This is a genomic window from Hwanghaeella grinnelliae, assembly GCF_004005845.1.
GTDB lineage: Bacteria > Pseudomonadota > Alphaproteobacteria > UBA8366 > Aestuariispiraceae > Hwanghaeella > Hwanghaeella grinnelliae.
Map to the genome: position 1 here is coordinate 680,022 of NZ_SADE01000004.1, position 26,997 is coordinate 707,018.

A 26,997-nucleotide genomic window follows, 5' to 3' on the forward strand; every position below is an offset into this window, starting at 1 on the left:
AGGCGCAAGGGGGCAGGTGCAGGGGGGGGGCGGGTGCAGGGGTCGTTTTGGCAGAGAATGTGGGAAAAGGGAGTTTTCCCGTTCACACGGTTAGGACAAGAGATTGGAGCCGCAAGCCTTGATGATGGACAGGACCGCTTCGGCGGTTCCGGCACCCGCCCATCGGGTGGACGCGTAAAGCCCGCCGGTCGCGGCGGCATAGCTTCGCATCAGGGCGGCGACCTCCTCGTCGGGGAGGTCGCTGAACCCGCCGGTCGGCACTTGGATGGCGGAGATGTGGATATCCTTTGCCAGGGCCTGCGCGACATAAGAGAGTGCGCGCCGGTCGTCGACACCGGTCACGAATTCGTCGTCGAATCCGCCCGGACGGCTGTCGGTGATCAGCACAAGAATCCGGCTATGGGCCTTCCATTCGCCGGTGAAATCGCCTTCCTGGGGCCGGGTCCCGGCCACCAGGCTGTTGATGGCCGTGTTCATCGCCTCGTCGGACGCTTCCGGGCCGCCTTCGCCGCCCTCGGCGCGCAAGCTGCGGATGCTCCGCCGCATCGAGTTGGCTTTTGCCGCGGGTGAGGGGATGTCGTTCAGGTCCTCCAAGACCCGGATGCGGTCATCGAAGGCAATCAGCCCAAGCCGGTACTTGCCTTCTGAAACCGCTTCCAATTGGCTGACGATCGTGTCGGATTCCCGCTTCATCTCCCCGATCGCAGCGGCGAGGCTATAGGTCGTATCGATCAGGATGACCAAGTCGACGCTGCCGCATGCTACTTTCCCCGGGTCTTCGACGCTCGACGCGCCTTGCGCATATGTGTCCGTCGCCGCAAACAGCAGAAAAAGGGCAAACAGCGGAACCAGATGACGCGGGCGCATGAACCTCCTTCGGAGTGCTAGAACAACTCCTCGTCCAAGGCCATGACCGTAGCATGCCCACCCGTGATGGGCGCAAGCAGTCCGGCGGTCAACGGCAGGACATTCTCAGCATAGAAACGAGCCAGCAATAGCTTGGTGTCGTAATAGGTGCCGTCGCCATTGGACGCGTCTGCACGTTTCTCGACAGCGGTCTTCGCAATGCGCGCCATCATCGCCCCGCCGGCCGTTTGGCCGAAAAGGCGCAGATAGGTGGCGGAGCTGGCATGCGCGGCGTCGGGATTTTCCCCGCCTTCGGCCAACAGCCATTCGGTTGCCTGTTCCAAAACATCGACCGCGGCGGCCAGGTTCCGGCGGATGACGGTGATGGCGTCGTCTTCGACATGGCCAAGTCCGTTCACCAGCGAATGCAATTCGTCGATATATTCATGCACCGCCTCGCCACCGTCGCGGAGGATCTTGCGGCCGATCAAATCCGCCGCCTGGATGCCGTTCGTTCCTTCATAGATCGGCAGGATGCGCGCATCGCGATAATGCTGGGCGGCGCCGGTTTCTTCGATGAACCCCATGCCGCCATGAACCTGAACGCCGATCGAGGCCATCTCCACACCCGTATCGGTGCACCATGCCTTGATGACCGGGGTCAGCAGGTCGACACGTTTGCCCGCCCATTTCCGCCAACTCTCTTCAGGGTGGCGGTGGGAGATATCCAGCGTCGTCATCGTTTCCAAAATCAACGCCCGCATCGCTTCGGTATGCACCCGCATGGTCAACAGCATCCGGCGGACATCCGCGTGTTGGATGATCGGCGCCGGGGCGCCGCCCGATACGGCGCTTTTGCCCTGCTTGCGTTCCTTGGCGAAATCACGGGCTTGCTGGAAGGCGCGTTCGGCAATTGCCAGGCCTTGCATGCCGACCGCGAGGCGGGCGTTGTTCATCATGGTGAACATGCATTCCAGGCCGCGGTTTTCCGTGCCGATCAGATAGCCGATCGCCCCTTCGTTGTCGCCATAGGCCATGACGCAGGTCGGGCTGGCGCCGATACCCAGCTTGTGTTCAAGCGATACGCAGCGCAGATCGTTGCGCGCGCCCAACGAACCGTCTTCGTTAACAAGGAATTTCGGCACAAGGAAAAGCGATATGCCGCGTGTGCCTTCCGGCGCATCCGGCAAGCGCGCCAACACCAGATGGACGATATTGTCCGTCATGTCGTGCTCGCCATAAGTGATGTAGATCTTCTGACCGCGAATGCGGTAGGCGTCCCCGTCACGTTCCGCCTTTGTCTTTACCTGGCTCAGATCCGATCCGGCCTGCGGTTCCGTCAGGTTCATGGTCCCGGTCCATTCGCCCGAGATCATCTTTTCCAGATAGATGTCCTTCAACGCGTCGCTGCCATGGGCCGTGATCGCTTCCACCGCCCCCTGGTTCAGAAGCGGACACAGGGCCCAGGCCATATTGGCCGACTGGAACATCTCCTGCACCGCCGTCGTGATCGCCCAGGGCAGGCCTTGCCCGCCGTAGTCCGGGGAAAAGGGCACAGAATTCCAGCCGCCGTCGACATAATGCCGATAGGCTTCCTTCCATCCGTCGGCCGTGCGTACGACGCCGTTCTCAACCTTTGCGCCCTGCTTGTCGCCGGAATAGTTCAGCGGCGCCAGCACGCCGCTGGCCAGCTTGTTCGCTTCCTCTAGGATCTGGGAGACGAGGTCCGATGTTGCGTCCTCGCAACCGGGCAGCGACTGCAATTGGCCCAGCAGTCCCATTTCGTTGAACAGAAATTGCATGTCCCGGGTCGGAGCGGAATAGGGGATCATGAAAGGCGGCTCCCTGGCATTGTCGTTGGGCAAATGGCCGGCGCGTTCGGCGCCGGCAGGCTATTTTCGGCTCAGATGTCTAGCACCTTGCCGGGGTTCATCAAGCCTTGTGGATCCAGCATCGACTTCAACTGCCGCATCAGGTCCAACTCCAGCTTTGTCTTGTAGCGTTTCAGTTCCTCGCGCTTCAACTGGCCGATACCGTGTTCGGCGCTGATCGAACCGTTCAGGTCCGCGGTGATGCCGTGAACGATGTCATGGATCTCAGGCGCGGCGGCCATGTAGGCGTCCGCGTCCATACCCGCCGGTTGGGTGACGTTGTAGTGGATGTTGCCGTCCCCGACATGACCGAAGGGGTAGGGGCGAATGCCCTCCATGAAATCGTGCAGGGCTTCGTTCGACCGGTTGATGAATTCAGGCACTTTGCTGACCGGGACCGAAACGTCGTGTTTGATCGACGCGCCTTCGGCCGCCTGGGCTTCGACCACGGCTTCGCGAAGGAACCAGATATCGGCCCGTTGCTGTTCGGACTGCGCGATCACCGCATCGATGACGACACCGTCTTCGAACGCTTTTTCCAGCATGGTTTCCAGGGCGTCGTTCATCCGGTGCCCGGGTTCAAGGCCGGAAAACTCGAACAGGACGTTCCAGTCATAGCTGCCTTCCATGGCCCGTTTGGCGGAGTCCACATGCTGATAGGCAAAATCCAGCGTGATGCCGGCCAACAGTTCGAAACTGCTCAACGCGTCACCACTGGCCGCGCGGGCCCGGGCCAACAGGTCCAGACAGGCGTCCAGGTCGCGGATCGCGCATAAGGCGGTCGCCCGTTCCTTGGGCAGCGGGAACAGCTTCAACACTGCGGCGGTGACGATGCCCAGCGTTCCTTCCGATCCGATGAACCACTGCTTCAGGTCATAACCGGTATTGTCCTTCCGCAACCGGCGCAGACCGTTCCAGATTTCCCCGTTCGGCAGAACGACTTCCAATCCCAAGACCAGGTCGCGGGTATTGCCGTATCGCAGCACGTTGATGCCGCCGGCATTGGACGCGATATTCCCGCCGATCATGCAGGATCCTTCGGCCCCGAGGCTCAGCGGGAAAAGACGGTCTTTTGCCTCCGCCGCGTCCTGCAGGTCCTTCAGCACGCAGCCCGCTTCCACCGTCATCGTATAGTCGACGGGGTCCACTTCCCGTACCGTGTTCATGCGGGCAAGTGAGAGCAGAATGGTGCCGCCGCTTTCGTCCGGGGTGGCGGACCCGACGCGGCTGGTATTGCCGCCCTGCGGGACGACGGGGACACCGGCCTCGTGGCAGACCTTCATGATCGCGGCGACCTGTTCGGTCGTTTCCGGCCGCGCCAGCAGGGCGCAGGCGCCGTGATAATAACCGCGCGTGTCCACCAGCAAGGGCGCCAGTGTATCCGCGTCCTGCGACCAACCTTTGGGTCCCAGAATGTCTTTCAGTTTGTTCAGTACCTCGTCAGCCACGCTCTTTTGGGCGCGGCCACCATTTCCATCGGGCGCCATCGTTTCTTCCAAAGTTTCCGGGATGTTTATTTTGACTCTAATTTAGACTGCCGATCCCGATTTGGCGAGGTGGTGCCGCGTGAACACAGCTTCGCCGCAGCGCGACGAATTGGCCTATCGGCCCGCGCGTCGGTGTATCAGTCGAAAATCTTAGCCCTCATGGCCGAGATATTGTAGATGGCCGTCGGACTCAGGTCCAAATTGCACCGGGAAGCAATTATCCATTTCGCAAGCGGTTTCAGCATCTTGTTGCCGCGGAAATGGGCGGCGCAGCCGGATATCTCATCCTCGAAACGGCGCGCATTCAGGCTGGAAAGCCAGCGCGTGAAGAGGTCGATGATCGCTTCGTACTCTTTCGGCTTGACGCTTGGATCCTCCGCCAGCGCCACCAGGCGGCGGGCCAGTTGGTGCGGACGGCGGGCCAGTTCCGCGACCAGCAGGGGCCGCATGTCGATCATGCCCTCCCGCGTTTTAGCCGCGCCCAGGCAGGTGTCGTGCATCTGTTTGTAACTGAGCCGTTGTTTTTCCGTGCCGAAGTGAAAGGCGCTCAGCACGGCGACGTCGAAATGAATGATGTCATGCGTCTGGTTCAGGCGCTCGATCTGCCGCAGCACGTAGTTCGCGTTTTCCCCTTGAAGCACCGCATTGCCCAGTTCGTTAACACCCTGGAGGATCAATTTCCTGTCGAGTGTGTAGATCTGCGCCAGGTTTTCGAAGGTCAGGGTATAGGGCAGGAAATAGCCGGCGTCCCGGGCATGCAGTTGGGCGACCTTGAACGCATCGCGGACAGCTTCCCATTCGGTCGGAATGTCTTCGGATTCGCTGTCTTCCGCCGCCTTGGCCTTGTCGTGATGTTCCTGCGCCCGGTCCAAGGCGGTTCTGACAAGGCCCCCGATCTGTCTGTCATACCGCGAAACCTTGCCGTCGACCTTGCCGGACAGGATCTCGCGGACTTGTTTGTAGACTGACGTCTCGCTGTGTTTGTTGCGCATGAAACTACGGAACAACACCCCCAACAGCCGACGGAAGCCCTCTTGGAAATCCGGCGAGAACAGGAACAGGGGCGGGATGCCGTCCTGGCGGACCTCACCGCCATGGCGCGGATGGCTCTTGTCCTCGGCGCACAAGAAGGTCAGGACGTCGCCCATTACCTCGGTCGCCCGGTCGACAACCGCTCTCTCTTCCATCAGATAGCGATAGTCGTCCTTGACCTCAGCCTCGTCTTCCTTGGGCTCGTACAACAGCGGAAGGACCTGTTCCGACAATGCGGTCGCCAGTTGAACGCGGCCGGGATGGCGGGATGCCTTCAAGGAATGCAGATGGTCGAGCAGCTTGGCGACGTCGCGCCTGGCCGCCCGCATATCATCGGTCACGCCTATGCTGGCGATCAAGGCGCTGACGACCTCGGCGACCGCGGCATCGACCTCGGACTGGCTGCTTTTTGTCCCCAATTGGGCGAATTGGGAAATGCTGTTTTCAAATGGCACTGTTTCGGGACTCCGAAGCCCTAAATTCTCTCACATGTAACTTGAGGACGAATAGAAGGGCATCCCATTAAAATTAGGTAAAATTGGGTGCAGATTTTCCGTTCTCGCCTTCCGGCGGCAACCTTACTTATGGGTTGCGATTGGCCTCGGCCTCGGCGCGGGCTTCGTCGCTTTCATAGGTGGCCCACGGGCGCCCCGTGCCGGTTTTCGGCAGATCGTCCATCGGCACGTTGCGATGAAGCTGCGTCTTGGCGATGAAATTCGCCGTTATCGGCGCGGTCAGAAACAGGAACAGCGTGATCAATAACTCGTGAAACGACAATCCGTCGCCAAGGACAATAAAATACAGCATCGAGGCGATCAGCACGCCGCCGACGCCCAGGGTCGTCGCCTTGGTGGGCGCATGCAGACGGGTCATGGGATCGGGTAGCTTGAGCAGCCCATAAGACCCTACAAAGCCAAAGATCCCGCTGATTACCAGGGAAGCCGTGATGAGAATTTCCGCGAGCAGTTCCATGGGATCTCTCTATTCGATAATGTCGCCGCGCAGCAGGAAGCGGGTATAGGCCACGGTGGAAATGAAACCGGTCATGGCGAGCAGCATTGATGCTTCGAAATAGACCGTCGTCCCCCGCAGGATGCCATACAGGCCCAGCAGGGCGATCGAATTCACGACCATTGTATCCAGCGCCAGGATCCGGTCGCCCACACCGGGTGCCTCGATGATGCGGTAAAGGTTCATCAACAGCGCCAGCCCGAAACAGGCGAAGGCGAAGATCAACGCATAATGGATCATTCGAAAATCTCCTTCAGGCGGCGTTCGTACCGTTCCTTGATTTCATCCCGCACGGCATTCGGGTCCGGCGCGTCGAGACAGTGAACGAGCAGGCTGCGGCCGCAGGCGGAGACATCGCTGGAAACGGTACCGGGCGTCATGGTGATTGTCCCGGCCAGCACGGTGATCGCTTCCGGCGTTCGGATATCCAGCGGGATCGCGACCCAGGCAGGTTTCATATCTCTGTTACGCTTGAACATCACGGTCATCGCGACGACCACATTGGCGACGACGATGTCCCAAAGCACGATCAGCGTATACTCGATGATCATCGGCAGGTTGGCGAGGCGCGGGCGGTTCGGCCAATAAGGGGCGGTGATGATCGGGATCGCAAGTCCCAGGATCAGCCCCAGAACCAGATTCCCCAGGCTGATTGAATTCATCATCATCTGCCATACCACGACCAGCAGCAGCGTCAGCCAGGGATGCGGCAGGATTTTGCGGAACATCGTCGCGCCCCTTTTCATCGTGCGCCCCTTCTCATCGTGCGCCAAGAACGCCGGAGACATAGATCTCCGAATTATAGAGCTGGTCGGCCGTTGCGCTCAGGAAGCCATTGACCGGCCCGGCGAAAACACTCAGCAGGACCGAAGCGGCCAACAGGGCGCCCGTTGCGACCAAAGGCAAACGCGGCATCGTGACCGCCGGCGTCGGCGCGGGATCATCCTCGCCAGCCGCCGCAGACGGCTCTTCCGGGTTTGTCGTTTTCCAGAAGACTTTGCTGCCCGCTTGTGCGAACCCCAATACGGCGACCAGCGTCGTCGCCAGAATAACCGACCAGATCAGCCAAACATGCTCGCTGCCGCGCACCGCATCAAGGATCAACAACTTGCCGATGAAGCCGGATAGCGGCGGCATCCCGGCGCTGGCGATTGCCGCGCCGAAGAACAGGGCGGCGAGCAGCCCATGTTGCGCCATCGCAGGCGCGGGCACCAGGGCATCGCCGACCGCACCGCGGCGCTCACGCACCAGGTCGACCACCAGAAACATCATCGCGCCCGCGATGGTCGAATGGATCATATAGTAGAGCGCTGCCTGCGTCGTTTCCGGCGTGAAGACCGAGATGGCGATCAATAGCGTTCCCATCGACCCGATGGCGGAAAACGCCGCCAGACGCCCCAGCTTGCTTGCGCCGAGCACGCCGATCATGCCGACGCCCAAAGTGACCAACGCAGCGGCAAGGAACCATGGGCCCGTGAGTTCCCCTGTGACGGCGGCATCCGGGCCGAACACAAGCGTGTACATGCGCAGGATCGCATAGGCACCGACCTTGGTCATGATCGCGAACAGGGCGGCGACCGGGGCAGGGGCCTCGGCATAGGTTTCGGGAAGCCAGAAATGCAGCGGCAACAGGGCTGCCTTGATGGCGAAGACAAGCAACAGCAGCATCGCACCGACCCGCAGAAGGGCGGTGTCGTTCGCCGGCAGTTCCGCCACGCGGACCGCGAGGTCGGCCATGTTGAGCGTTCCGGTCACCGCATAGAGCGTGCCCAGCGCGAACAGGAACAAGGTGGAACCGAGCAGGTTGTACAGCACGTATTGCAGACCGGCGCGGAACCGCCGCCCGCCGCCGCCATGGATCATCAATCCATAGGAGGCAATCAGAAGCACTTCGAAGAAAACGAACAGATTGAAGGCGTCGCCGGTGAGGAACGCGCCGCAAATACCCATCAACTGGAACTGGAACAGGGCGTGGAAATGATGTCCGCGCGCATCCCAGTCGGATCCGATGGCATACAAAACAACGACCAAGGCCAGGACCGAGGTGATCAGCACCATCAACGCTGACAACCGGTCCAGCACCAGCACGATCCCGAAGGGTGCTGGCCAATTGCCCAATTCGTAGACACCGATCCGGCCCGAGGCGGATTCCACAAACAGGCCGATGGCGATGGCGACCAGCGCAAAGCAGGCGCCGAGCGAGAAAATCCGCTGCAAGCCTTGGTGATGACGCATGGCGAGCACGATAACGGCTGCCATCAGGGCCGGTAGGACGACCGGCGCGATAATCCAATGGTTCATGTGTCAGCCTCTTGGTCATCGAGACCGATATCGACCGCGTCGGTCCGCGCCGACAGATAAGCGCCCAGCGCCAACAGCACGACCACCGCCGTCATCCCAAAGGAAATCACGATCGCGGTCAAAACCAGCGCCTGCGGCAGCGGATCGGTATAGGCGGTGACGCCTTCGCTCAGAACCGGCGGCATGTCGACCGCCAGCCTGCCTGTTGCGAACAGGAAGACATTGACCGCGTAGGACAGCATCGAGATCCCCAAAATCACCGGGAAACTTCGAAAGCGCAGCACAAGGTATAGGCCGACCGCCGTCAAAACACCGATGGCGCTGGCCACGAGGAATTCCATCTACGCCTCCTTTCCGGCAGCAACGGCCATCTTGTCTGTTGCATTGGCAACCGATCTCCGCGCCGGATCGATATCCATCGGCAGCTGGTTCACGGTCTCACCCGCGCGCCGCGCCATGCTGGACAGGCTGTCCAGCGCCAACATCACGGCCCCGATGACGCATAGGAAGACGCCGATATCGAAGGCCATCGCGGTTGCCAGTTCGAATTTTTCCAGCGGCGGGATCGTGACATAGCCGAAATCGCTGGTCAGGAACGGCCGACCCGCAAACCAGGCCCCCACGCCTGTGAAGCAGGCGGCCATGACGCCAAGGGCAATCGTCGTGTGATAGGGCACCCGCTGACGCGCAACCGCCCAGGCGAAGCCGCTGGCCATGTATTGCATCACCAGCGCGATGGCGACGACAAGGCCGGCGATGAAGCCGCCGCCCGGCTCGTTATGACCGCGCAGGAAAATGTAGACACCGGCCATCAAGGCGATCGGCATCATCACGCGTGAGGCGATGACCATCATCAAGGGGTGGCGGTCGCCGGCCTTCTTCGAATCCAGCTCGCCGCTCGCCAGCCACCGTCCGCCCGCGCCGCCCAAAACCGATTGGGACAAGGCGTAGATGACCAGGGCCGCGATCCCCAGCACGATGATCTCGCCAAATGTATCGTAGCCACGGAAGTCGACCAGGATGACGTTGACCACGTTCGTGCCGCCGCCCCCGGAATACGAGTTCTCCAGATGGAAGGCCGATATCGACTCTTGTGCGAAATCACCCAGCAGAATGGCATAGGTCAGCCCCGCAACCGCCAGGCCGCCGGCGCCCGCGACGACCCCGTCCCGCAACCGGCGCCCGGGCGAACTTTCCTTTGGACTGACCTTGGGCAGGAAGTTCAGCGCCAGCAGCAGCAGGATGATCGTCACGACCTCGACCGAAATCTGTGTCAGGGCCAAGTCGGGGGCCGAGAAGTAGATGAAAGCGAGCGAGACGATCAAACCGACCACGCCCATCAGGATCAGTACCAACAGCCGATTGCGATGGAAGACGAGCATGCCGAGCGAGCAAAGGACAAGCAGCGCCCAGGCAATCGCGGGAACCGCCGCGATTTCGAGCGGTTCGCGCACGGGCGGGCCGGCTTCTCCGCCCGTCCAGGCGAACAACCCGGCCGCAATCACCGCGACGGCGAAAATCGCAGCGAAGCGCGACAGGGACCCGTTGTGCAACATGTCCGTCAACCAGCGGCTGAACACCGTCGCCGTGCGCGCGATGGCATCGAAGATCTGCTTAGCCTCGGGTCGGGGGGCGGCATCCCAGCGGGGCGCCAGAACCGAATGGATCGACAAGACCAAGGCGCCGCCCGCGACCGCGATAGCCGACATGAACAGCGCCGGGGTCAAACCGTGCCATATCTTCAGCGAGAAGTAGGGTAGTTCACCGCCGACCACCGCGCCGGCGGTTGTCCGCACCAGGGGTTCGGCGACAGCGGGAAGGACTCCGATCAAGACGACCAGCAGGACCAGGAAGCCCGGCGCCGCCCACATGCCGAAATCGGGATCGTGCGGTTTTGACGGATAGTCCTGGCGGACGTCGCCCAGGAAGACGTGGACGATATAGCGGAAGGAATAAGCGACCGAGAACAGTGCCCCCAATGTCGCCAGGGCAGGGACCAGCCAAGGCGATCCCGCCCAAACGGTATGGGCAGCTTCCTCAAGCATCATTTCCTTCGACAGGAACCCGTTCAGCAGCGGAATGCCCGCCATCGACAGTGCCGCAAGCATCGCGATCAGGAAGGTGATCGGCATCAGGTGACGCAGCCCGCCCAAACGCTTGATGTCGCGGGTATGCGCCTCGTGATCGACAATACCGGCGGTCATGAACAAGGCGGCCTTGAAGGTCGCGTGGTTGATGATGTGGAACACCGCCGCCACCGCGGCAAGCGGCGTGCCGAAGCCCAGCAGCATGGTGATCAGGCCCAGGTGACTGACGGTGGAAAACGCCAGCAGCGCCTTCAGGTCATCCTTGAACAACGCGATCACCGCGCCCAGGACCATGGTGATTAGACCCGTCGTCGCGACGATGTAGAACCATTCCGGCGTGCCCGCCAGAACCGGCCACATCCGCGCCATCAGGAACAGACCCGCTTTCACCATTGTCGCGGAATGGAGATAGGCCGAAACCGGCGTGGGCGCCGCCATGGCGTGGGGCAGCCAGAAATGGAACGGGAACTGCGCTGATTTCGCGAAACAGCCGACCAGGATCAACAGCAGAGCCGGCAGGTAGAGCGGCGAGGCCTGGATCGCGTCCTTGTTCTCCAGAATGACGGTGAGGTCGTAGCTGCCGACGATATTGCCCAGGATCAGCATGCCAGCGATCATCGCCAGCCCGCCCATGCCGGTCACCGTCAGCGCCATCCGCGCGCCCTGGCGTCCTTCCGGAAGATGCTTCCAATATCCGATCAAAAGAAACGAGGATAACGAGGTCAATTCCCAGAAGATCAACAGCAGCAGGATGTTGTCCGACAGGACAATCCCGACCATCGCCCCCTGGAAAAGCAGGAGATAGGTGTAGAACTGGCCCATCGGATCCTGCCGCGACAGGTAGAATCGCGCATAGAGAATGATCAGAATGCCGATGCCCAATATCAGCCCGGCAAACAGTAGCCCCAAGCCGTCCAGGAAGAAATTTACGTTCAACCCAAGCGACGGTAGCCAGGGCAAACTGAACTGCAGCACCTCACCATCGAGCACGGCGGGCGCGCAAATCGTCAGCATGATTATGGCCAGTATGGTCGGTACCGCCGCGGTCATGGCGCAAACGTTGCGGCCTGCCTGGATCATCAGGCCCGGAAACAACGCACCGACAAAAGGCATCATTGCGATCAGGGGCAGAAAAGTGCCGATCGACTCCATTTAGCGAATGTCCCCCTGCTCTCCCACGCCCACCGACGGTCGGCGCACCGTTTCTTCGATAGTCCCTGAACGTCCGGCCTGACCATCCAGAACGGCAATTTATCCCGATCCGACCCTATTCTCGCACCGATTCCCGAAGATGACACTGGAACGATATGGAGTCATTCGATCATTGGGGGATGTAGGGAATTCCTGAACGATAACAAGTGTTTTCGGGCCGGTCATGATAATTTTCAAGCGCGCTTGTCAGTCACGCGGGGCCGCGGCGCGACGAAGCCGGTCATTGATGGCGCGGCCAAGGCCCGTTTCGGGGATCGGGGCGACCGCGATGGCATCCGCGCCCGTTGCGTCCAAACGGTGCAGCATCGCGAACAGATTGGCCGCTGCTTCTCGCAGATCGCCAGTCGGGCTTAAATTTACATCCCCGCCGGCTTCCTCCGGGCCGAAGCCCAGGTAAACCTCGCCCGCCTGGGCTTTCTCGGCGTTCAGGCGAACCGAGGCACGCGGGGCATAGTGACTGCTGAGCAGGCCGGGACTGATCGGGGCTGGAGTATCCCCGCCCGGTTCCTCGGAAAAGGCATGGTCGGCGGCCTCGATGCTTTGTCCGACCGCTTCTTCCAACGCCTCAAGTGGAACGCCGCCCGGGCGAAGTTGGACCACATGCTCCCCGGTAACGTCGATGATCGTCGACTCGACACCAATCCGGCACGGGCCACCGTCGAGAATCAAGTCGACCGCGTCGCCAAGCGACTCCGCGACGTGCTCCGCCGTGGTGGGGGATATCCGCCCCGACCGATTCGCGCTTGGCGCCGCGATCGGGCGTCCGGAAAGGCGCAAAAGATCTCTGGCGCCGCCGTGCGCCGGGACCCGGATGGCGACGGAAGGAAGGCCCGCGCTGACCAGAAGCGACAGTTTGGTGTTTGACCGGCGCGGCAGCACCATGGTCAAGGCACCGGGCCAAAAAGCATCGGCCAACGCATGAGCGCGTCGGCTATCCGCAGCGTATTTCCAAACTTCAGATGTGGAGGCAGTGTGGACGATTAGTGGATTGAAATTAGGGCGTTGTTTTGCCTCGAAAATGCGTGCGACAGCCGTGTCATTCGTGGCGTCCGCCCCCAACCCATAGACGGTTTCCGTCGGGAAAGCGACAAGACCGCCGGCCCGGATCAACCGGGCGGCTTCGTCCAAACCAGCACTGTCGAGCGGCAGAATAGTGGGCATGCGGCGGTTTATGCGTGGCGCGCGCGCGAACTGCAAGTTCAACGCCTTCTTGAACGCTAATCTTCGCAGGTGCAACATGAGGCGGCAGGCGTTCCGGCTATGCCCCGATTCCGGGTCATCTTTTGCCAGCGTCGGCATTCCCAAATGGGGGACCCATAGGAGGGGTTGATGGCAACAGTCTTTACCGTAGCACAGCAGAAAGGCGGGGCTGGCAAATCCACGCTCGCGGCCCATTTGGCGGTCGCCTGGTTGAAGCAGAAGAAAACCGTCGCCTTGGTCGATATCGACCCGCAGCACAGCCTGAGCCGCTGGTTCGAGGCGCGCGTGGCGACCCTTGGCGAAGCCGGGGCAGGGTTGAGCTTCACGGAAGTGACAGGTTGGCGGACCCAGAAGGCGGTAGAGGACCTTGGCCGCAGCCATGATATCGTCGTCATCGACAGCCCGCCCCATGCAGAGACGGAGGCGAAAATCGCCATACGCGCCGCCAACATCGTCGTGGTGCCCAGCCAGCCGAGCCCGATGGATGTTTGGGCGACCGTCCCCACGTTGGAAATGGCGTCGAAGGAGAAGTCCCCGGCCGTCATCGTTCTGAACCGGGTGCCGCCGCGCGCCAGTTTGACTGAACAGATGATTGCGCGGCTGGGCGATTATGACGTCGGCTTGGCGAAAGCGTCGATCGGCAATCGGGTTGCATTCGCCGACTCCATGGTGACCGGTTTAACCGCCCTTGAAACGAAACCGTCGAGCACGGCGGCGACGGAGATCCGTGCCTTGGCGAAAGAGCTTCTGGGCAAGGTTTGATCCGGAAGTTTCTCGCTATGCAGTTTAAAAATTCAAATTAAGGCATTGTAAATAATGCATACACGGTACTTCGAAGATTTTTCGGTAGGGGACAAATTCACCACGCGGGCGATCACCCTATCCGAAGGATTGATCCTGGAATTTGCGCTGATGTACGACCCCCAGCACATGCATACGGACAAGGTGAAGGCCGAGGCCGGCCCTTTCGGCGGGCTTATCGCCAGTGGGTTCCAAACCCTCGCGCTCTCGTTCCGGCAGTTCTACGATCTGGGCCTTGTGGTTCAAAGCAACATCATAGGTCCGGGGATGGACGAGGTCCGCTGGACCGCGCCGGTCCATGCAGGAGATACGATCCATTCCGAATGGGAGGTGCTGGAAGCAAGGCCTTCGGAAAGCAAGCCGGACCGGGGAATCGTCCGGTGGCGTTGCCTTACCTTCAACCAGCGGCATGACAAGGTGATGAGCTATGAATCGGTCACCATCGTGCGGCAGCGCCCTGAATGACAGTCATCCGACCGCGTCCGCCAAGCCGCGTTCGCCTGACAGCAGTTGGTGCCGCCTTACGCCGCATCGTTGCGTATAAGCCCTTACAGAACCAGTAAACGTGCTACACTTATTAGCGAAACCAGCGGGAGCCGCATGTCCGTGGACTTGATGACCCTGCAAATGTCGGCCGTGTTCGCGCTCATTGTCGCGGCCTTGTTGCTTTACGCGACCGACAAGCTGCCGTTGGAACTGACGTCTTTCTCGGTCATCTGCGGGCTTCTTGTCCTATTCCACTTTTTTCCGGTCTATGATGAGGCCGGCAAGGCGGCTTTGTCGCCGATGGTGCTGCTGGCCGGGTTTGCCAGTCCGGCGCTGCTGACCGTTCTAGCGTTGTTGGTGCTGGGTGAAGGGTTGTCGCGAACTGGCGTGCTCGATCGGGTCGCGCTTCTGGTACACAAAGCGGCGCGCGGGCAGTTATCGGCCGCCCTGGCCATTGCACTTGTCGTTGTCGCCCTGGTCAGCGCGCTGTTGAACAATATCCCTGTCGTGGTGATTTTCGTGCCGATCATGCAGGCTTTGGCCGCCCAGACAGGTCGGCCTTCAAGCCGTTACATGATCCCCCTCAGCTACGCCGCCATCCTGGGCGGCATGACGACGCTGATCGGGTCCTCTACAAACCTGCTGGTGTCGAACGCGCTCGCAGATCTGGGGGAGGAGGAGTTCAGCTTCTTTTCCTTCACGGTGCCGGGATTGGTGGTGGCCGGTGTCGGCATGATCTACGTGCTTTTCATCTGTCCGCGGATTTTGCCGGACAATGCGGCGAATTCGGCGCAGGAAGGGGCCACGGGCAAGCAATTCAAGGCGGATATCAGCCTGGAGGCGGGTTCGCCCTATGTCGGCATGGAATCCGTCAGCGGCTTCTTTCCGGGGTTGAAGGATGTGACCCTGTTGGCCGTGCAGCGGGACGGCAAGCCGATTTATCCGCCATTCGACGATTTGCGTTTGAAAATCGGCGATACGCTCTCCGTCGCCGCCACGCGCGATCAGTTGAGGGCCACGGTCAAAGACGATGTTTCCGCCCTTTATCCGCGGCTGTCCGGCCGGGCCGGCGAGGACGACTGGTTGCCGAATTTGGGCGACGGGACCCAATCGATGGCGGAAGTGATGGTGAAGCCGGATAGCTGGTTGATTGGCCGGAATCTGCGCCAAATCGGTTATCGTAACATGCGTCATGTCGTGGTGATCGGCTTGGAACGGCGGACGCGGATGCAGCGCCTAAAAATCGATGAGATCCCGTTGGAAGCGGGGGATATCCTGCTGGTCCAGGGCCGTCGAAGTGACATTCTGGCCCTGCGCGGCAACAAGGACGTCATCTTGATGGAATGGTCGGCCGAAAACCTGATCCAGTCCCATCACGCGACACGTGCCTCGGCCATTTTTCTGGGCGTTGTCGGGATGGCGGCCACGGGCGTTTTGCCGACCGAAATCGCGGCCTTGTGCGGGGCGGCCCTGATGGTCTTTTCCGGCGCTTTGCCTTTGCAGGGGGCCATCCGGGCCCTGGACAGTAAGGTGGTGTTCCTGATCGCCGCGGCGCTGGCGCTCGGCGTATCCATGCAGGAAACGGGCGGGGCCGCCTTTCTGGCGCAAGGGATGCTCGCGGCTGTGGGCGACGCGGAACCAACCGTCGTGCTGGGGGTGTTCTTCCTGATGGTCGCGGTTCTGGCCAATGTGCTTTCGACGAAGGCGACAGCCGTCTTGTTCACGCCTATCGGGGTGGGGATCGCCCGGGAAATCGGTGTCCCGGTGGAAGCCTTCGCCGTAGCCGTCGTCTTCGCCGCGAATTGCAGCTTCGCCAGTCCAGTCGGGTATCAGACCAACCTGCTTGTGATGGCGCCGGGCGGGTATCGCTTCGTCGACTTCATCAAGGCCGGTGTTCCCTTGATGTTGATCTGCTGGCTCACCTTTTTCCTGTTTGCGCCTTGGTACTATGGTCTTTAGGTAAGATGAACCGAAGGCGGGTAGGCGTGGGGATGCGCCAGCGGCCTCGGTCGCAAGGCATTCCGGGCGGGGACATTCCAATCGCATGAGCATCGAATCCGTAAAACGTTGGTTCTGGATCAAACGCACCGTGAACAAGGTCCGGAAGCGGCCGAAACAGCCGCCGGAAAAGCTCGCGGCCGTGATCAAGGACCATAAGATCGACCTTGTCCTGGATGTCGGCGCGAATGTCGGCCAGACCGGGGAGATGTTGCGGGAGATCGGCTATAAGGGCCGAATCGTCTCCTTCGAACCCTTGCCCAGCGCGCATGCTGAATTGACGGCGAAGGCGGCCACCGACGCCCTTTGGACGGTCGCGCCGCGCGTCGCGATCGGCGACAGTGTCGGCACCGCGACGATCTATGAAAGCGAGGCCAGCGACGTCAGCAGCCTGCTTCCCGCCAACGAGGACATGTACAAGGCCTTTCGCAAGACCAACGTCGTGGGAGAGGCCGAAACGCCGGTCGCAACCCTTGACAGCCTGTATGACGATTATGCCAAGCCCGGTGATAGAGTTTACCTGAAGATAGATACGCAAGGATTTGAAAAGAAAGTTCTTATTGGGGCTTCGGAAACCTTGAAAAAGGTCACTGGGCTGCAGGTGGAACTGTCTCTGCTACCGCTCTATGACGGGGAAACGACCTATCTTGAGCTGCTGCAGATGATCCACGCCTTGGACTTCCAGCCCTATATCCTGACGGAAACCACCTTTTCAGCGGACCTGCGCCGTCAATTGCAGATCGATGCCATCTTCTTCAGGGATTGATGCCGCCATTCGACTGAGGGAAATGACGGCGGCCGATCTCGACCCGGTTCTGGCGGTCCGCCTTTCCACCCACGAAAACGCGATCACGCGGCAAGAGCTGGAAGAGGATTACGGCATTACGACCGAAGGCCTTGCCCGGGACATGAAAACCCATATCCGCGGTTGGCTGTGCGAGGTGGACGGCAGGGTCGCCGGCTTTTCCATGGGCGATGCGTCCAATGGCGAGGTCCAGGTGGTGGCCGTGCATCCGGACTTCGAAGGGTGCGGGATCGGCCGGCGCGTCCTGGCGGCGGTGTGTGATTGGCTATTTGCGGAAGGGCATGCGCGGATATGGCTGGCGGCCAATCCCGATCTCGATATCCGCGCCACCGGGTTTTACGAAAAGCTCGGCTGGCGGCGGAATGGCGCGATGAAGGGGGAGGACGAGATCCTCGTTCTCGTAAAGCCATCGCCGCGCTAACCGCGAGCCTCCCGCGGGGGGAAAGGCAGAATTGCAAAAATAGCGGTCACTTTTGGCGGATACGCGCCATCCGCCGGTTGACGAGGCAAGTGCCAGCCTTATAGTCCGGCGCGCGGTCCCGGCCCATTGGCCTTAGAATCAGCGGTTTTCGGCGCTGTTCCGGTCACGGTGGCCATCCCAATCTTGTCTTGAACCACCACGATTTTGATCACAAGGAAACAGCGGTGAGCAGCGCAACGAACAAGCCGGCGCAACGCCCGGTTCGACCCCACTTCTCCTCCGGCCCCTGCGCGAAACGGCCCGGCTGGACGCCGGATGTCCTGTCCGATGCATTGCTCGGCCGATCTCACCGCTCCGGTCCGGGGAAGGCGCGCTTGAAGGAAGTCATCGATCGGACGCGCGCCATGCTGGGAATTCCCGAAGACTATCGGATCGGCATCGTGCCGGCCTCCGACACCGGCGCCGTCGAAATGGCGCTTTGGTCGCTGCTCGGCGCGCGCGGTGTGGATATGCTGGCCTGGGAAAGCTTCGGCGCCGGTTGGATCACGGACGTCTCCAAACAGTTGAAGCTGGACGACGTCCGGATGCTGAAGGCCGACTACGGCGAATTGCCGGACCTGGCCCAGGTAGATCCCGCCCGGGATGTCGTTTTCACCTGGAACGGCACAACCAGCGGCGTGCGCGTCCCCGACGGTGACTGGATTTCCGACGACCGGGAAGGCCTGACCATCTGCGATGCGACTTCAGCCGCCTTCGCGATGCCGCTGCCCTGGGACAAGCTGGATGTGACGACCTGGTCCTGGCAGAAGGTCCTGGGGGGTGAGGGCGCGCACGGGATGATCGTGCTGTCGCCGCGGGCCGCCGAACGGCTGACCACCTATACGCCGCCCTGGCCGCTGCCGAAACTTTTCCGCCTGACCAAGGGCGGGGAGTTGATCGAGGGCGTGTTCAAGGGGGAGACGATCAATACCCCTTCGATGCTCTGTGTCGAGGATGCGCTCGACACGTTGAAATGGGCCGAATCCATCGGCGGGGCGCGGTCTTTGATCGGCCGGTCCGAAGCGAACCTCGCCGCCATCGCCGCTTGGGTCGATCAAACCCCATGGGTGGACTTCCTCCCGCAGGACGTCGCGAACCGCTCCAGTACTTCTATTTGCCTTGTGCTGACGGAAGAGAGCGGGTTGAGCGAGGACGTCCGTGCCGGCGTGCCGAAGAAGATGTCCGTTCTGTTGGACGAAGAAGGTGTCGCTTACGACATCAACGGCTATCGCGATGCCCCTCCCGGTCTGCGGATCTGGGGTGGTGCGACGGTCGAAACCAGCGATATCGAAGCCTTGCTGCCATGGCTCGATTGGGCCTTTGAAACGGTCAAACAAGCTGAACTCCGCGATCATAATAAAGGTTAAGTATCATGCCCAAGGTTTTGATTTCGGATAAAATATCGAATCGCGCTGTTGAGATTTTTCAGGAGCGTGGGGTGGAGGTCGACTACAAGCCCGGCCTCTCGCCGGACGAATTGAAGGCGATCATCGGGGACTATGACGGCCTTGCCATCCGCTCCGCCACGAAAGTGACGCCTGAGGTCTTGGACCACGCCGGCAATCTGAAGGTCGTCGGTCGCGCCGGGATCGGCGTCGACAACGTGGATCAACATGCCGCTACCGCCAAAGGCGTCGTGGTCATGAACACGCCGTTCGGCAATTCGATCACCACGGCGGAACATGCCATATCGATGATGATGGCCTGCGCCCGTCAGATCCCCGCGGCGAATGCGTCGACCCACGCCGGAAAATGGGAAAAGTCTAAGTTCATGGGCGTGGAACTCTACGGCAAGGTGCTGGGTCTGTTGGGGGCCGGGAATATCGGGTCCATCGTCGCCGACCGCGCGCAGGGTCTGAAGATGCGTGTCATCGCCTTCGATCCCTTCATGTCGCCGGAACGGGCGGAGGAAATGGGCGTCGAGCGTGTGGATTTGGACACGCTGTTCGCGCGGGCCGATTTCATCACCATCCACACACCGCTGACCGATCAGACCAGGAACCTTCTGAACGCGTCGGCTTTCGACAAGATGAAGCAAGGCGTGCGGATCGTGAACTGCGCCCGTGGCGGCATCATCGACGAGGCGGCACTGCGCGATGCGCTGGATGCCGGCAAGGTCGCCGGCGCGGCGCTGGACGTCTTTGCCCAGGAACCGGCGAAGGAAAACGTCCTTTTCGGGCGTGATGATGTGGTGGCGACACCGCATCTCGGCGCCTCGACGGAAGAGGCGCAGGAGAATGTGGCGATCCAGGTGGCTGAGCAGATGGCTGATTTCCTGCTGACCGGCGCGGTGACCAATGCGCTGAATATGCCGTCCGTCAGCGCGGAGGACGCCCCGCGCTTGAAGCCCTATATGAAACTGGCCGAACAGTTGGGCAGTTTCGCCGGCCAGGTGACCGAGACCGGCATCCGCCGGCTGGTCATCGAATTCGAAGGCCATGTCGCCAAGCTGAACACCAAGCCCCTGGTCCAGGCGGCGATCGCCGGGGTGCTGAAACCCTTCAGCGACGCGGTCAACATGGTCAGCGCGCCCGTGATCGCCCGTGAACGGGGGATCGAAATCAGCGAGGTGAAACACGACAGGCCGGGCGACTATCAGACCCTGATCAAGCTGACGGTCGAATCGGAACGCTTCACCCGCTCGGTCTCCGGAACGCTGTTCGGCGGCGACAAGCCGCGGATCGTCGATATCAAGGGCATTCAGGTGGAGGCGCCGTTCTCCGACAACATGCTCTACATCACGAACCAGGATAAGCCCGGCTTGATCGGCCATTTGGGGACGTTGTTCAGCACCCATGGCGTTAATATCGCCAGTTTCCACCTTGGCCGCACGGAAGCGGGGGGCGATGCCATCGCGCTGGTCGAGCTCGACAGTGAGATGTCGGACGACGTCCTGGCGGAGATCAGCGCGCTGCCGCTGGTCACTCAAGCGAAGCGCGTGAATTTTTGATCGGTTCGTGATTTGGGGTGAAGCGCCCCCCGTGGCATACTCTCATGGTCGGTAAGGTTATCCCGGATCGCGATCCGGGGCCTGCCGCATAGATTGATCCCTCTGCCTTGGGCCATTCTGTTTTGGAGAGATTGCCATGACCTTGCGCGACAGCCGCGGTGAACCGGTTTCGACATCCGACCCCAGCTTGATCACGGCGCTGGAAGCCGCGCATGAGGAGTTGCTGCACTATCGCGGCGATCCGGTGGGGATGATCGAGACCGTCCTTGAGGACCATCCGGATTTCGTGATGGGGCATGTCTTCAAGGCCGCTGTTCTCACCCAGGCGATGGAAACCCGGATCTACGATTGCATGCTGGACGCGGTGCGATCCGCCGAGGCGCTTTGGAGCGCCGCGAATGAGCGGGAGAGAGGGCATATTCGCGCTATACGTCAGTGGGTTGATGGCGACTTCTATAGTGCGGTGGAAGCTTGGGACGCGGTCCTAGTCGAACATCCGCGCGACCTTTTGGCGCTACAGCTGGCGCATCTTTCCGATGTTCTGCTGGGGGATACGGTCAACCAACGCGACCGGGTTGCCCGTGTGCTGCATGCTTGGGACGAATCCGTGCCGGGCTACAATTTCGTCCTTGGCTTCCATTCCTTCGGGCTGGAGGAATGCGGCGATTATGGCAGGGCGGAAGAAGCCGGGCGCCGCGCGGTCGCGATGGACCCCGCCGATTCATATTCCATACACGCCGTCGCCCATGTGCTGGAGATGATGGGACGGCAGGAAGGTGGCATCTGGTGGCTGACCAGCCGTGGCGAGGATTGGCATCACGGTAATTTCGCCAATCACCTGTGGTGGCACCTTTCGCTCTATCATGTCGATCTCTGCCAATACGACCGGGTGTTCGAGATTTTCGACAAGCATCTGCAAAGCGACGGCCTTTCCCATGACAAATACGAGGAACTGGACGCCGCGGCCCTTCTATGGCGGCTGAAGATGCTCGATATCGACGTTAACGGCCGGTGGACGCGGCTGGCGGATAAATGGGCCCCGGCGGCGGAAGATACGCTTTATGCCTTCAATGACGTCCACGCCATGATGACCTTCGCGGCGGATGCCCGGGGCGATTTGATGGCCAAGGTGCTGGACGCGAATGAACGCTATGTTCACAGCCAGGGCGATTCGAATGTCGCCATGACCCGGGAAGTCGGTCTGCCGTTCTGCCGGGCCATCGCCGCCTTCGCGAAAGGCGATTATGACGAGGCCGTCGATCTGCTGCACCCGATCCGGTATCGGACCGCCAAACTGGGCGGAAGCCATGCGCAGCGCGATGTCATCCATCTGACCTTGATCGAAGCGGCTTTGCGCTGCGGGCGACACAAACTGGCCAGGGCGCTGATCTCGGAACGGACGGAATTGAAGCCGACCAGCCCGCAGAACTGGCTGTTGGCCGCCCGCGCCTTTGCGGGATGCCAGGATGACCACAGGGCCGCCGCCGCGAATGCCAAGGCGCAATCCCTGTTGCTGTCCGGCCGCGCGGCCCGCGAGGTCGCCTGACCGGACAACCCGGCTTTTCCTTCCGCAAACCCAGCCTGTTCATCGCTTGTTTGGGCGGGGCAAATCCTGTACCTACCTGTCGGCAATGGACGGCGTTTCCGCCGACCGTTGCCGCTTCGTGTCCGGGCTGGTCCATTTTGCCCGGTAACTGCCACGATTTCAGGAAGCGGCTATCCCGATGAGCGACCGCTCAGAACGATCTTTGTTGCCGAATGGTCTGCGCGACGGCTTGGCGCCGGAAGCCGCACATGAATCTGCCGTCCTGGAACGGTTGATGCGGCATTTCCATTCCTATGGCTACGATCGCATCGATCCGCCGCTGGTGGAGTTCGAGGAAAATCTATTGGACGGGGTCGGCACCGTGATGGGGCCGCATACCTTCCGCCTTATGGACCCGGTCAGCCAGCGCATGATGGGCGTCCGCGCCGATATCACGCCGCAGGTGGCGCGGATCGCTGCGACGCGTTTGCGCAAGCAGCCGCGCCCCTTGCGTCTCGCCTATGCCGGTTCGGTCCTGCGGGTGCGCGGCACGCAATTACGGCCGGAACGTCAGTTCCGCCAGGCTGGCTGCGAATTGATCGGCGTCGACAGTCCCGCCGCGGATGCCGAAGTCATCGAACTGGCCGCCGTTGCCTTGCGCGATGTGGGAATCGCACGGCTTTCGGTCGATATCTGCCTGCCAACGCTGGTGCCGACGATCTGCGATATGTTCGGCCTGGATCGCACCCAGGTCTTCGCGGCCCTGGATCAGAAGGACGCTTCGGCGGTTGCCGCGCTTGGCGGTGAGGCCGGCGCGCTGCTGATGGCGCTGCTGCGCGCCAGCGGCCCGGCCAAGACCGCTTTGGAGAAACTGGCAAAGATCGAGTTGCCGGAACCCTTGGCGATTGAACGAACCCGGCTTGAAGCGGTGGTGGCGCGCCTGCAGAAGGCGGTGCCGGACCTGGCGCTGACGGTCGACCCGGTCGAGCATAAGGGCTTTGAATATCAGCAGGGATTAAGCTTCACGCTCTTCGCCCGCGGCGTGCGTGGGGAGTTGGGGCGCGGTGGCCGGTATTCCCTGGCCGGGAAAGGCGATCCCGCGACCGGTTTCACGGTTTATCTGGATACGATCCTGCGCGCGGCGCCGCCGCCGGCGCCGGAACGCAAGGTTTTCCTGCCCACGAGCACGCCGGACGGCGAAGGCGCGCGGCTGCGACGGGAAGGTTGGGTGGCGGTCTCCGCCCTGTCGGAGGCGGGCGACGACGCGGCGGAAGCGCGGCGCGTCGGCTGCACGGACATTCTGCGGGATGGCCGGATCGAGCCGCTGAAGAATTAGAGTTTGGAAACTGATTTATGGACGATCCCGCGGGGATCGACAGCAATGGAGGGATGAGCCGTGTCTAATGTCGTGGTGATCGGCTCCCAATGGGGTGACGAAGGCAAGGGCAAGATCGTCGACTGGTTGTCGGCGCGGGCGGATGTGGTGTGCCGGTTCCAGGGCGGCCACAACGCGGGGCATACGCTCGTCATCGACGGAGTAACCTACAAACTCAGCCTGCTGCCGTCTGGCGTGGTCCGGCAGGGCAAGACGTCGATCATCGGCAACGGCGTCGTCATCGATCCTTGGGCCCTGATGGAAGAGATCGAGCGCGTAACCGCCGCCGGTGTCGATATCGGGCCGCATAACCTGATGGTCGCGGAAAATGCCGTTCTGATCCTGCCGGTGCATCGCGCCGTCGATATGGCGCGTGAAGCCGCGCGCGGGGCCAAGAAAATCGGCACAACGGGCCGTGGAATCGGACCGGCCTATGAAGACAAAGTCGCCCGCCGCGCCATCCGCGTCTGTGATCTGATGGATCCGGCCTCGTTGGAAGACAGGGTCGACGAATTGCTGATCCACCATAACGCTCTGTTGACGGGGCTGGGCGAGGAAACCTTCGAACGCGCCGCCTTGATGAAAGAGCTTGAAGCGATTTCCGTGAAACTGGCGCCCTATGCCGGCGTCGTCTGGAAAGAGTTGGAAAAGATCCGGCACGAGAACAAGCGCGTGCTGTTCGAAGGGGCCCAGGGCGTGATGCTGGATGTCGATCACGGCACCTATCCCTTCGTAACGTCGTCGAACACCGTGCCCGGGCAGGCTGCATCCGGCACCGGGGTCGGCCCGCGGTCGGTCGGTTATGTGCTGGGGATCACCAAGGCTTACACCACGCGCGTTGGTTCCGGCCCGTTCCCGTCCGAACTGACCGACGCGATCGGTGAAAAACTGGGTGAGCGCGGCCGTGAATTCGGTGTCGTTACCGGGCGGAAGCGCCGCTGCGGCTGGTTCGATGCGGCCCTGGTGCGGCAGTCGGTAAAGGTCGCCGGCATGGACGGTATCGCCTTCACCAAGCTGGACGTATTGGACGGCTTCGATGAGTTGAAGATCTGCACAGGGTATGAGATCGACGGGCGCACCTACGATTACCTGCCCGCGTCGACGGGCCTGCAGGCCCGCGCCAAGCCGATTTACGAGACCATGGAAGGCTGGAGCGAAAGCACGTTCGGCGCCCGCAGTTGGGCGGATTTGCCGGCCACGGCGATCAAATACATCCGCCGGGTCGAAGAATTGATCGAAGCGCCTGTTGCCTTGCTGTCCACCAGTCCGGAACGCGAGGATACAATCCTGGTTCGCGACCCGTTCGAAGGATAATCGGTTTATCCGGTCCAACGGTGTTCAGGCAGTTGAATTCGACTGCACCGGCCTGAATCGTGCTAGTAATTTCACCATATGGGCGGGGCAAAGCCGGTGGCTCAGGGCTGGCCATGCTCTGTTGTTGGTGTTTGCTTGGGTTGATTTGGATCGGATTGCCGTGACATGGCGCTAAAAATCTCTAGCGGGGGCGACGGGGCGGACGAATCCGCGCCGAAGCAAATCACGTCCGGATCCGTCTCCGTCAAGGATCGTTACGAGATCAAACTCGACGAACCGCTACCCGACTATGACACGGCGCCCGCCTTGGCCTATCGGGCGGTCAGCATACGCGACCCGTCCCGGCCGCTCCACGCCCTGGTCTGCGACCCAAAGCTTCCGCCACGATTGGATATGATCAGCGCCCTGCATCGCGTTGAAGGCGGCAGCATGGTGCAAGTCTCGGACTGGGATGTGGTCGATTGGCCCCCGGAAGGCCGGCGGTGTCCTGTCCTGATCCTGAACCGGCCCGGCGGAAAGAAAGTTTTGTCGGGATTGACGGATAAGCGGAAGCCGCTTTCCGAAGATTTCGTCACCAAGCACCTGATCCATCCCGCCGTCGAAATCCTGCGTGAAATGCACGGTGTCGGCGAAACGCACCGGGCGCTCAGGCCTGACAACATCTATTTCTCAAGCGAGGATGAGAAAGGCCTGGTCATTGGCGAGTGCTTCAGCGCGCCGCCCGCGATGACGCAGCCGCTTGTCGTTGAAACGCTGGATTCCTGTCTCAGCCTGCCCGGCGGGCGCGGGGAGGGGTTGCCCGGCAACGATCTCTATTCTCTCGGCGTTTGCATCCTCTCTCTGCTGATCGGCCAGTATCCCTGCAATCAGATGAATGACGAGGAAGTCATCCAGCAAAAAATGGCGGTCGGCTCCTATTCTGCGATTGCGCAGAACCATCGTGTGTCCCTGACCATCATGGAAGTGCTTCGCGGCCTGTTGAACGATGAGGAAACAGACCGCTGGACCATCGAAGACCTGGCCCTGTGGCTCAATGGCCGACGGTTGTCACCAAAACTCCAGGCACTTCCGGCCAAGGCGACAAGGCCAATAACCGTGGGGGGACAGGGTTTCAACACGGCCAGGGAACTTGCCGTCGGACTACACAAGAACTGGGACGAAGCCATTCCGCTTGTGCGCGAAGGCGAAATCGATGGGTGGCTGCGGCGAAGCCTGGGGGATGAATCCAGGACCGAGGCGATGGCAGCCGCAAAGAGCGCGGCCGGGAATGACGAACCGGACAGGTTGGTGGCGCGGGCGATCATTGCATTGGATCCCAATGGGCCGATCCGACTGCGCGGTCTGTCCGCGACGGTCGGCGGGCTTGGGATGTTTTGTTCGGTCTATCGTGATGATGCCGAAGCACAGCGGCTTTTCTCACATGTAATTCATATGGGGCTGGCCACCTTTTGGCTCGAACAGCAATTTCACCCGCGGGCTGAATCCGCCCATTCTGTCGCCCGGTTGGACAGAATGCGCGCCACGTTGATGCGGCCCACGCTGGGTTTCGGCATGGAACGCGTGATGTATGAACTGAATTCCGACATGCCCTGCCGTTCCCCTTTGTTTGAAAAGGACTATGTGGCCACGCTTGACCATGTTCTTCCTGCGTTGGACCGGGCCGCTCGGGAGCGCGAAGGCGATATCAAGCGCCTGATCGACCGCGATATCGCAGCCTATATCAGCGTGCATTTCCGCCGGTCCGTCGCCGGGGATCTGTCCGATCTTGAGGGAGAGGACCATGCAGCCGCAGCGATCGCGCAGGTTCGGATGCTGGCGGTGTTGCAGGACAGTGTGGCAAGCGGGAAGCCTTTGCCGGATTTGAGCCGCGCCGCCGTCAAGCTGCTGCAGCCCTCAATCGAGGAATTCCAGTCGCGAACCACCCGGAAACGGATCACGCAGACGATGCTGAAAGTCGGTAAGGAAGGGCGCCTTCAAGGCCTGGTCAACGTTATCGCGAACCCGGCTGAGATCGATGCGGACAAGGCAGGGTATTTGAAGGCAACCAATGACTTTACGAAATCCGCGGTGGAAATGATCAACCTTCGCCGCAATATCAAGAATCAGGCGACGGTCGCGGCAACGGTCGGCGGTCAGTTTTCGTCAGGCATCGCCGGTATTCTGGCAGCCTTGGTGTGTCTGATTACGGCAGCGATACGCTTGGCCTAGCGGTCTGGCGTTGATGTGAGATTTGGAG

At 61.2% G+C, this 26,997-nt stretch carries 22 protein-coding genes; 11 read left to right on the forward strand and 11 right to left on the reverse strand.

The features are described 5' to 3' along the window. Positions 1 to 90: 90 nt before the first annotated feature. The 11 genes from EOI86_RS23945 to EOI86_RS23995 all read right to left on the reverse strand — a co-directional run bounded on the left by EOI86_RS23945 (position 91) and on the right by EOI86_RS23995 (position 13,008). Positions 91 to 867: a VWA domain-containing protein gene (locus EOI86_RS23945; protein ID WP_127768197.1), complete on the reverse strand. Its 777-nt coding sequence runs from the start codon at positions 865 to 867 to the stop codon at positions 91 to 93. 17 nt (positions 868 to 884) lie between these two features. Next, entirely contained in the window at positions 885 to 2,678 is a 1,794-nt protein-coding gene (locus tag EOI86_RS23950) for an acyl-CoA dehydrogenase C-terminal domain-containing protein (protein WP_127768198.1), read from the reverse strand. Between the two features lie 71 nt (positions 2,679 to 2,749). After that, positions 2,750 to 4,204, reverse strand: coding sequence for an FAD-binding oxidoreductase (locus tag EOI86_RS23955; protein ID WP_127768199.1), 1,455 nt, complete (start codon positions 4,202 to 4,204; stop codon positions 2,750 to 2,752). A 137-nt stretch (positions 4,205 to 4,341) separates the two neighbouring features. Then, positions 4,342 to 5,691, reverse strand: coding sequence for a hypothetical protein (locus tag EOI86_RS23960; RefSeq protein ID WP_127768200.1), 1,350 nt, complete (start codon positions 5,689 to 5,691; stop codon positions 4,342 to 4,344). 127 nt (positions 5,692 to 5,818) lie between these two features. Beyond that, positions 5,819 to 6,208 (reverse strand): Na+/H+ antiporter subunit G, encoded by a 390-nt coding sequence (locus EOI86_RS23965; protein ID WP_127768201.1) that lies wholly within the window; start codon positions 6,206 to 6,208, stop codon positions 5,819 to 5,821. A 9-nt stretch (positions 6,209 to 6,217) separates the two neighbouring features. Continuing rightward, the gene (locus EOI86_RS23970; protein ID WP_127768202.1) at positions 6,218 to 6,487 is read right to left on the reverse strand and encodes a K+/H+ antiporter subunit F; all 270 of its coding nucleotides are present in this window, start codon (positions 6,485 to 6,487) and stop codon (positions 6,218 to 6,220) included. Next, positions 6,484 to 6,975, reverse strand: a complete 492-nt coding sequence (locus EOI86_RS23975) for a Na+/H+ antiporter subunit E (RefSeq protein ID WP_127768203.1) — start codon at positions 6,973 to 6,975, stop codon at positions 6,484 to 6,486. The genes EOI86_RS23970 and EOI86_RS23975 overlap by 4 nt, the downstream gene beginning before the upstream one ends. Positions 6,976 to 7,006: 31 nt before the next feature. Then, on the reverse strand, positions 7,007 to 8,548 hold the full coding sequence (locus EOI86_RS23980; RefSeq protein WP_127768204.1) for a monovalent cation/H+ antiporter subunit D: 1,542 nt from the start codon (positions 8,546 to 8,548) through the stop codon (positions 7,007 to 7,009). Next, positions 8,545 to 8,889, reverse strand: a complete 345-nt coding sequence (locus EOI86_RS23985; protein ID WP_127768205.1) for a Na+/H+ antiporter subunit C — start codon at positions 8,887 to 8,889, stop codon at positions 8,545 to 8,547. Before EOI86_RS23985 ends, EOI86_RS23980 begins: the two co-directional genes overlap by 4 nt. Then, entirely contained in the window at positions 8,890 to 11,787 is a 2,898-nt protein-coding gene (locus tag EOI86_RS23990; RefSeq protein ID WP_127768206.1) for a monovalent cation/H+ antiporter subunit A, read from the reverse strand. It lies immediately after the preceding gene. 246 nt (positions 11,788 to 12,033) lie between these two features. Then, entirely contained in the window at positions 12,034 to 13,008 is a 975-nt protein-coding gene (locus tag EOI86_RS23995) for an L-threonylcarbamoyladenylate synthase (protein ID WP_127768323.1), read from the reverse strand. A gap of 168 nt (positions 13,009 to 13,176) precedes the next feature. Between EOI86_RS23995 and parA the strand changes: the two genes are divergently transcribed. From parA to EOI86_RS24050, 11 genes are all read left to right on the forward strand, one after another. Further along, entirely contained in the window at positions 13,177 to 13,809 is a 633-nt protein-coding gene (gene parA, locus EOI86_RS24000) for a ParA family partition ATPase (RefSeq protein ID WP_161974019.1), read from the forward strand. Between the two features lie 54 nt (positions 13,810 to 13,863). Beyond that, a complete protein-coding gene (locus tag EOI86_RS24005) occupies positions 13,864 to 14,313 on the forward strand; it encodes a MaoC family dehydratase (protein WP_127768208.1) in 450 nt (149 codons plus the stop codon). Positions 14,314 to 14,448: 135 nt separating this feature from the next. Further along, positions 14,449 to 16,293, forward strand: a complete 1,845-nt coding sequence (locus tag EOI86_RS24010) for an SLC13 family permease (protein ID WP_127768209.1) — start codon at positions 14,449 to 14,451, stop codon at positions 16,291 to 16,293. A gap of 85 nt (positions 16,294 to 16,378) precedes the next feature. Further along, entirely contained in the window at positions 16,379 to 17,098 is a 720-nt protein-coding gene (locus tag EOI86_RS24015) for an FkbM family methyltransferase (protein WP_127768210.1), read from the forward strand. 22 nt (positions 17,099 to 17,120) lie between these two features. Further along, entirely contained in the window at positions 17,121 to 17,558 is a 438-nt protein-coding gene (locus EOI86_RS24020) for a GNAT family N-acetyltransferase (protein WP_161974022.1), read from the forward strand. A gap of 224 nt (positions 17,559 to 17,782) precedes the next feature. Beyond that, positions 17,783 to 18,964, forward strand: coding sequence for a phosphoserine transaminase (locus tag EOI86_RS24025; protein ID WP_127768212.1), 1,182 nt, complete (start codon positions 17,783 to 17,785; stop codon positions 18,962 to 18,964). A 5-nt stretch (positions 18,965 to 18,969) separates the two neighbouring features. Then, positions 18,970 to 20,547: a phosphoglycerate dehydrogenase gene (serA, locus tag EOI86_RS24030; RefSeq protein ID WP_127768213.1), complete on the forward strand. Its 1,578-nt coding sequence runs from the start codon at positions 18,970 to 18,972 to the stop codon at positions 20,545 to 20,547. A 136-nt stretch (positions 20,548 to 20,683) separates the two neighbouring features. Beyond that, complete coding sequence (locus EOI86_RS24035) at positions 20,684 to 22,093, forward strand: tetratricopeptide repeat protein (RefSeq protein ID WP_127768214.1); 1,410 nt, start codon at positions 20,684 to 20,686, stop codon at positions 22,091 to 22,093. Positions 22,094 to 22,271: 178 nt separating this feature from the next. Further along, positions 22,272 to 23,408: an ATP phosphoribosyltransferase regulatory subunit gene (locus EOI86_RS24040; protein ID WP_127768215.1), complete on the forward strand. Its 1,137-nt coding sequence runs from the start codon at positions 22,272 to 22,274 to the stop codon at positions 23,406 to 23,408. Between the two features lie 60 nt (positions 23,409 to 23,468). Continuing rightward, positions 23,469 to 24,761: an adenylosuccinate synthase gene (locus tag EOI86_RS24045; RefSeq protein ID WP_127768216.1), complete on the forward strand. Its 1,293-nt coding sequence runs from the start codon at positions 23,469 to 23,471 to the stop codon at positions 24,759 to 24,761. A gap of 165 nt (positions 24,762 to 24,926) precedes the next feature. Beyond that, on the forward strand, positions 24,927 to 26,969 hold the full coding sequence (locus EOI86_RS24050; protein WP_127768217.1) for a protein kinase family protein: 2,043 nt from the start codon (positions 24,927 to 24,929) through the stop codon (positions 26,967 to 26,969). The last annotated feature ends 28 nt before the right edge of the window (positions 26,970 to 26,997 follow it).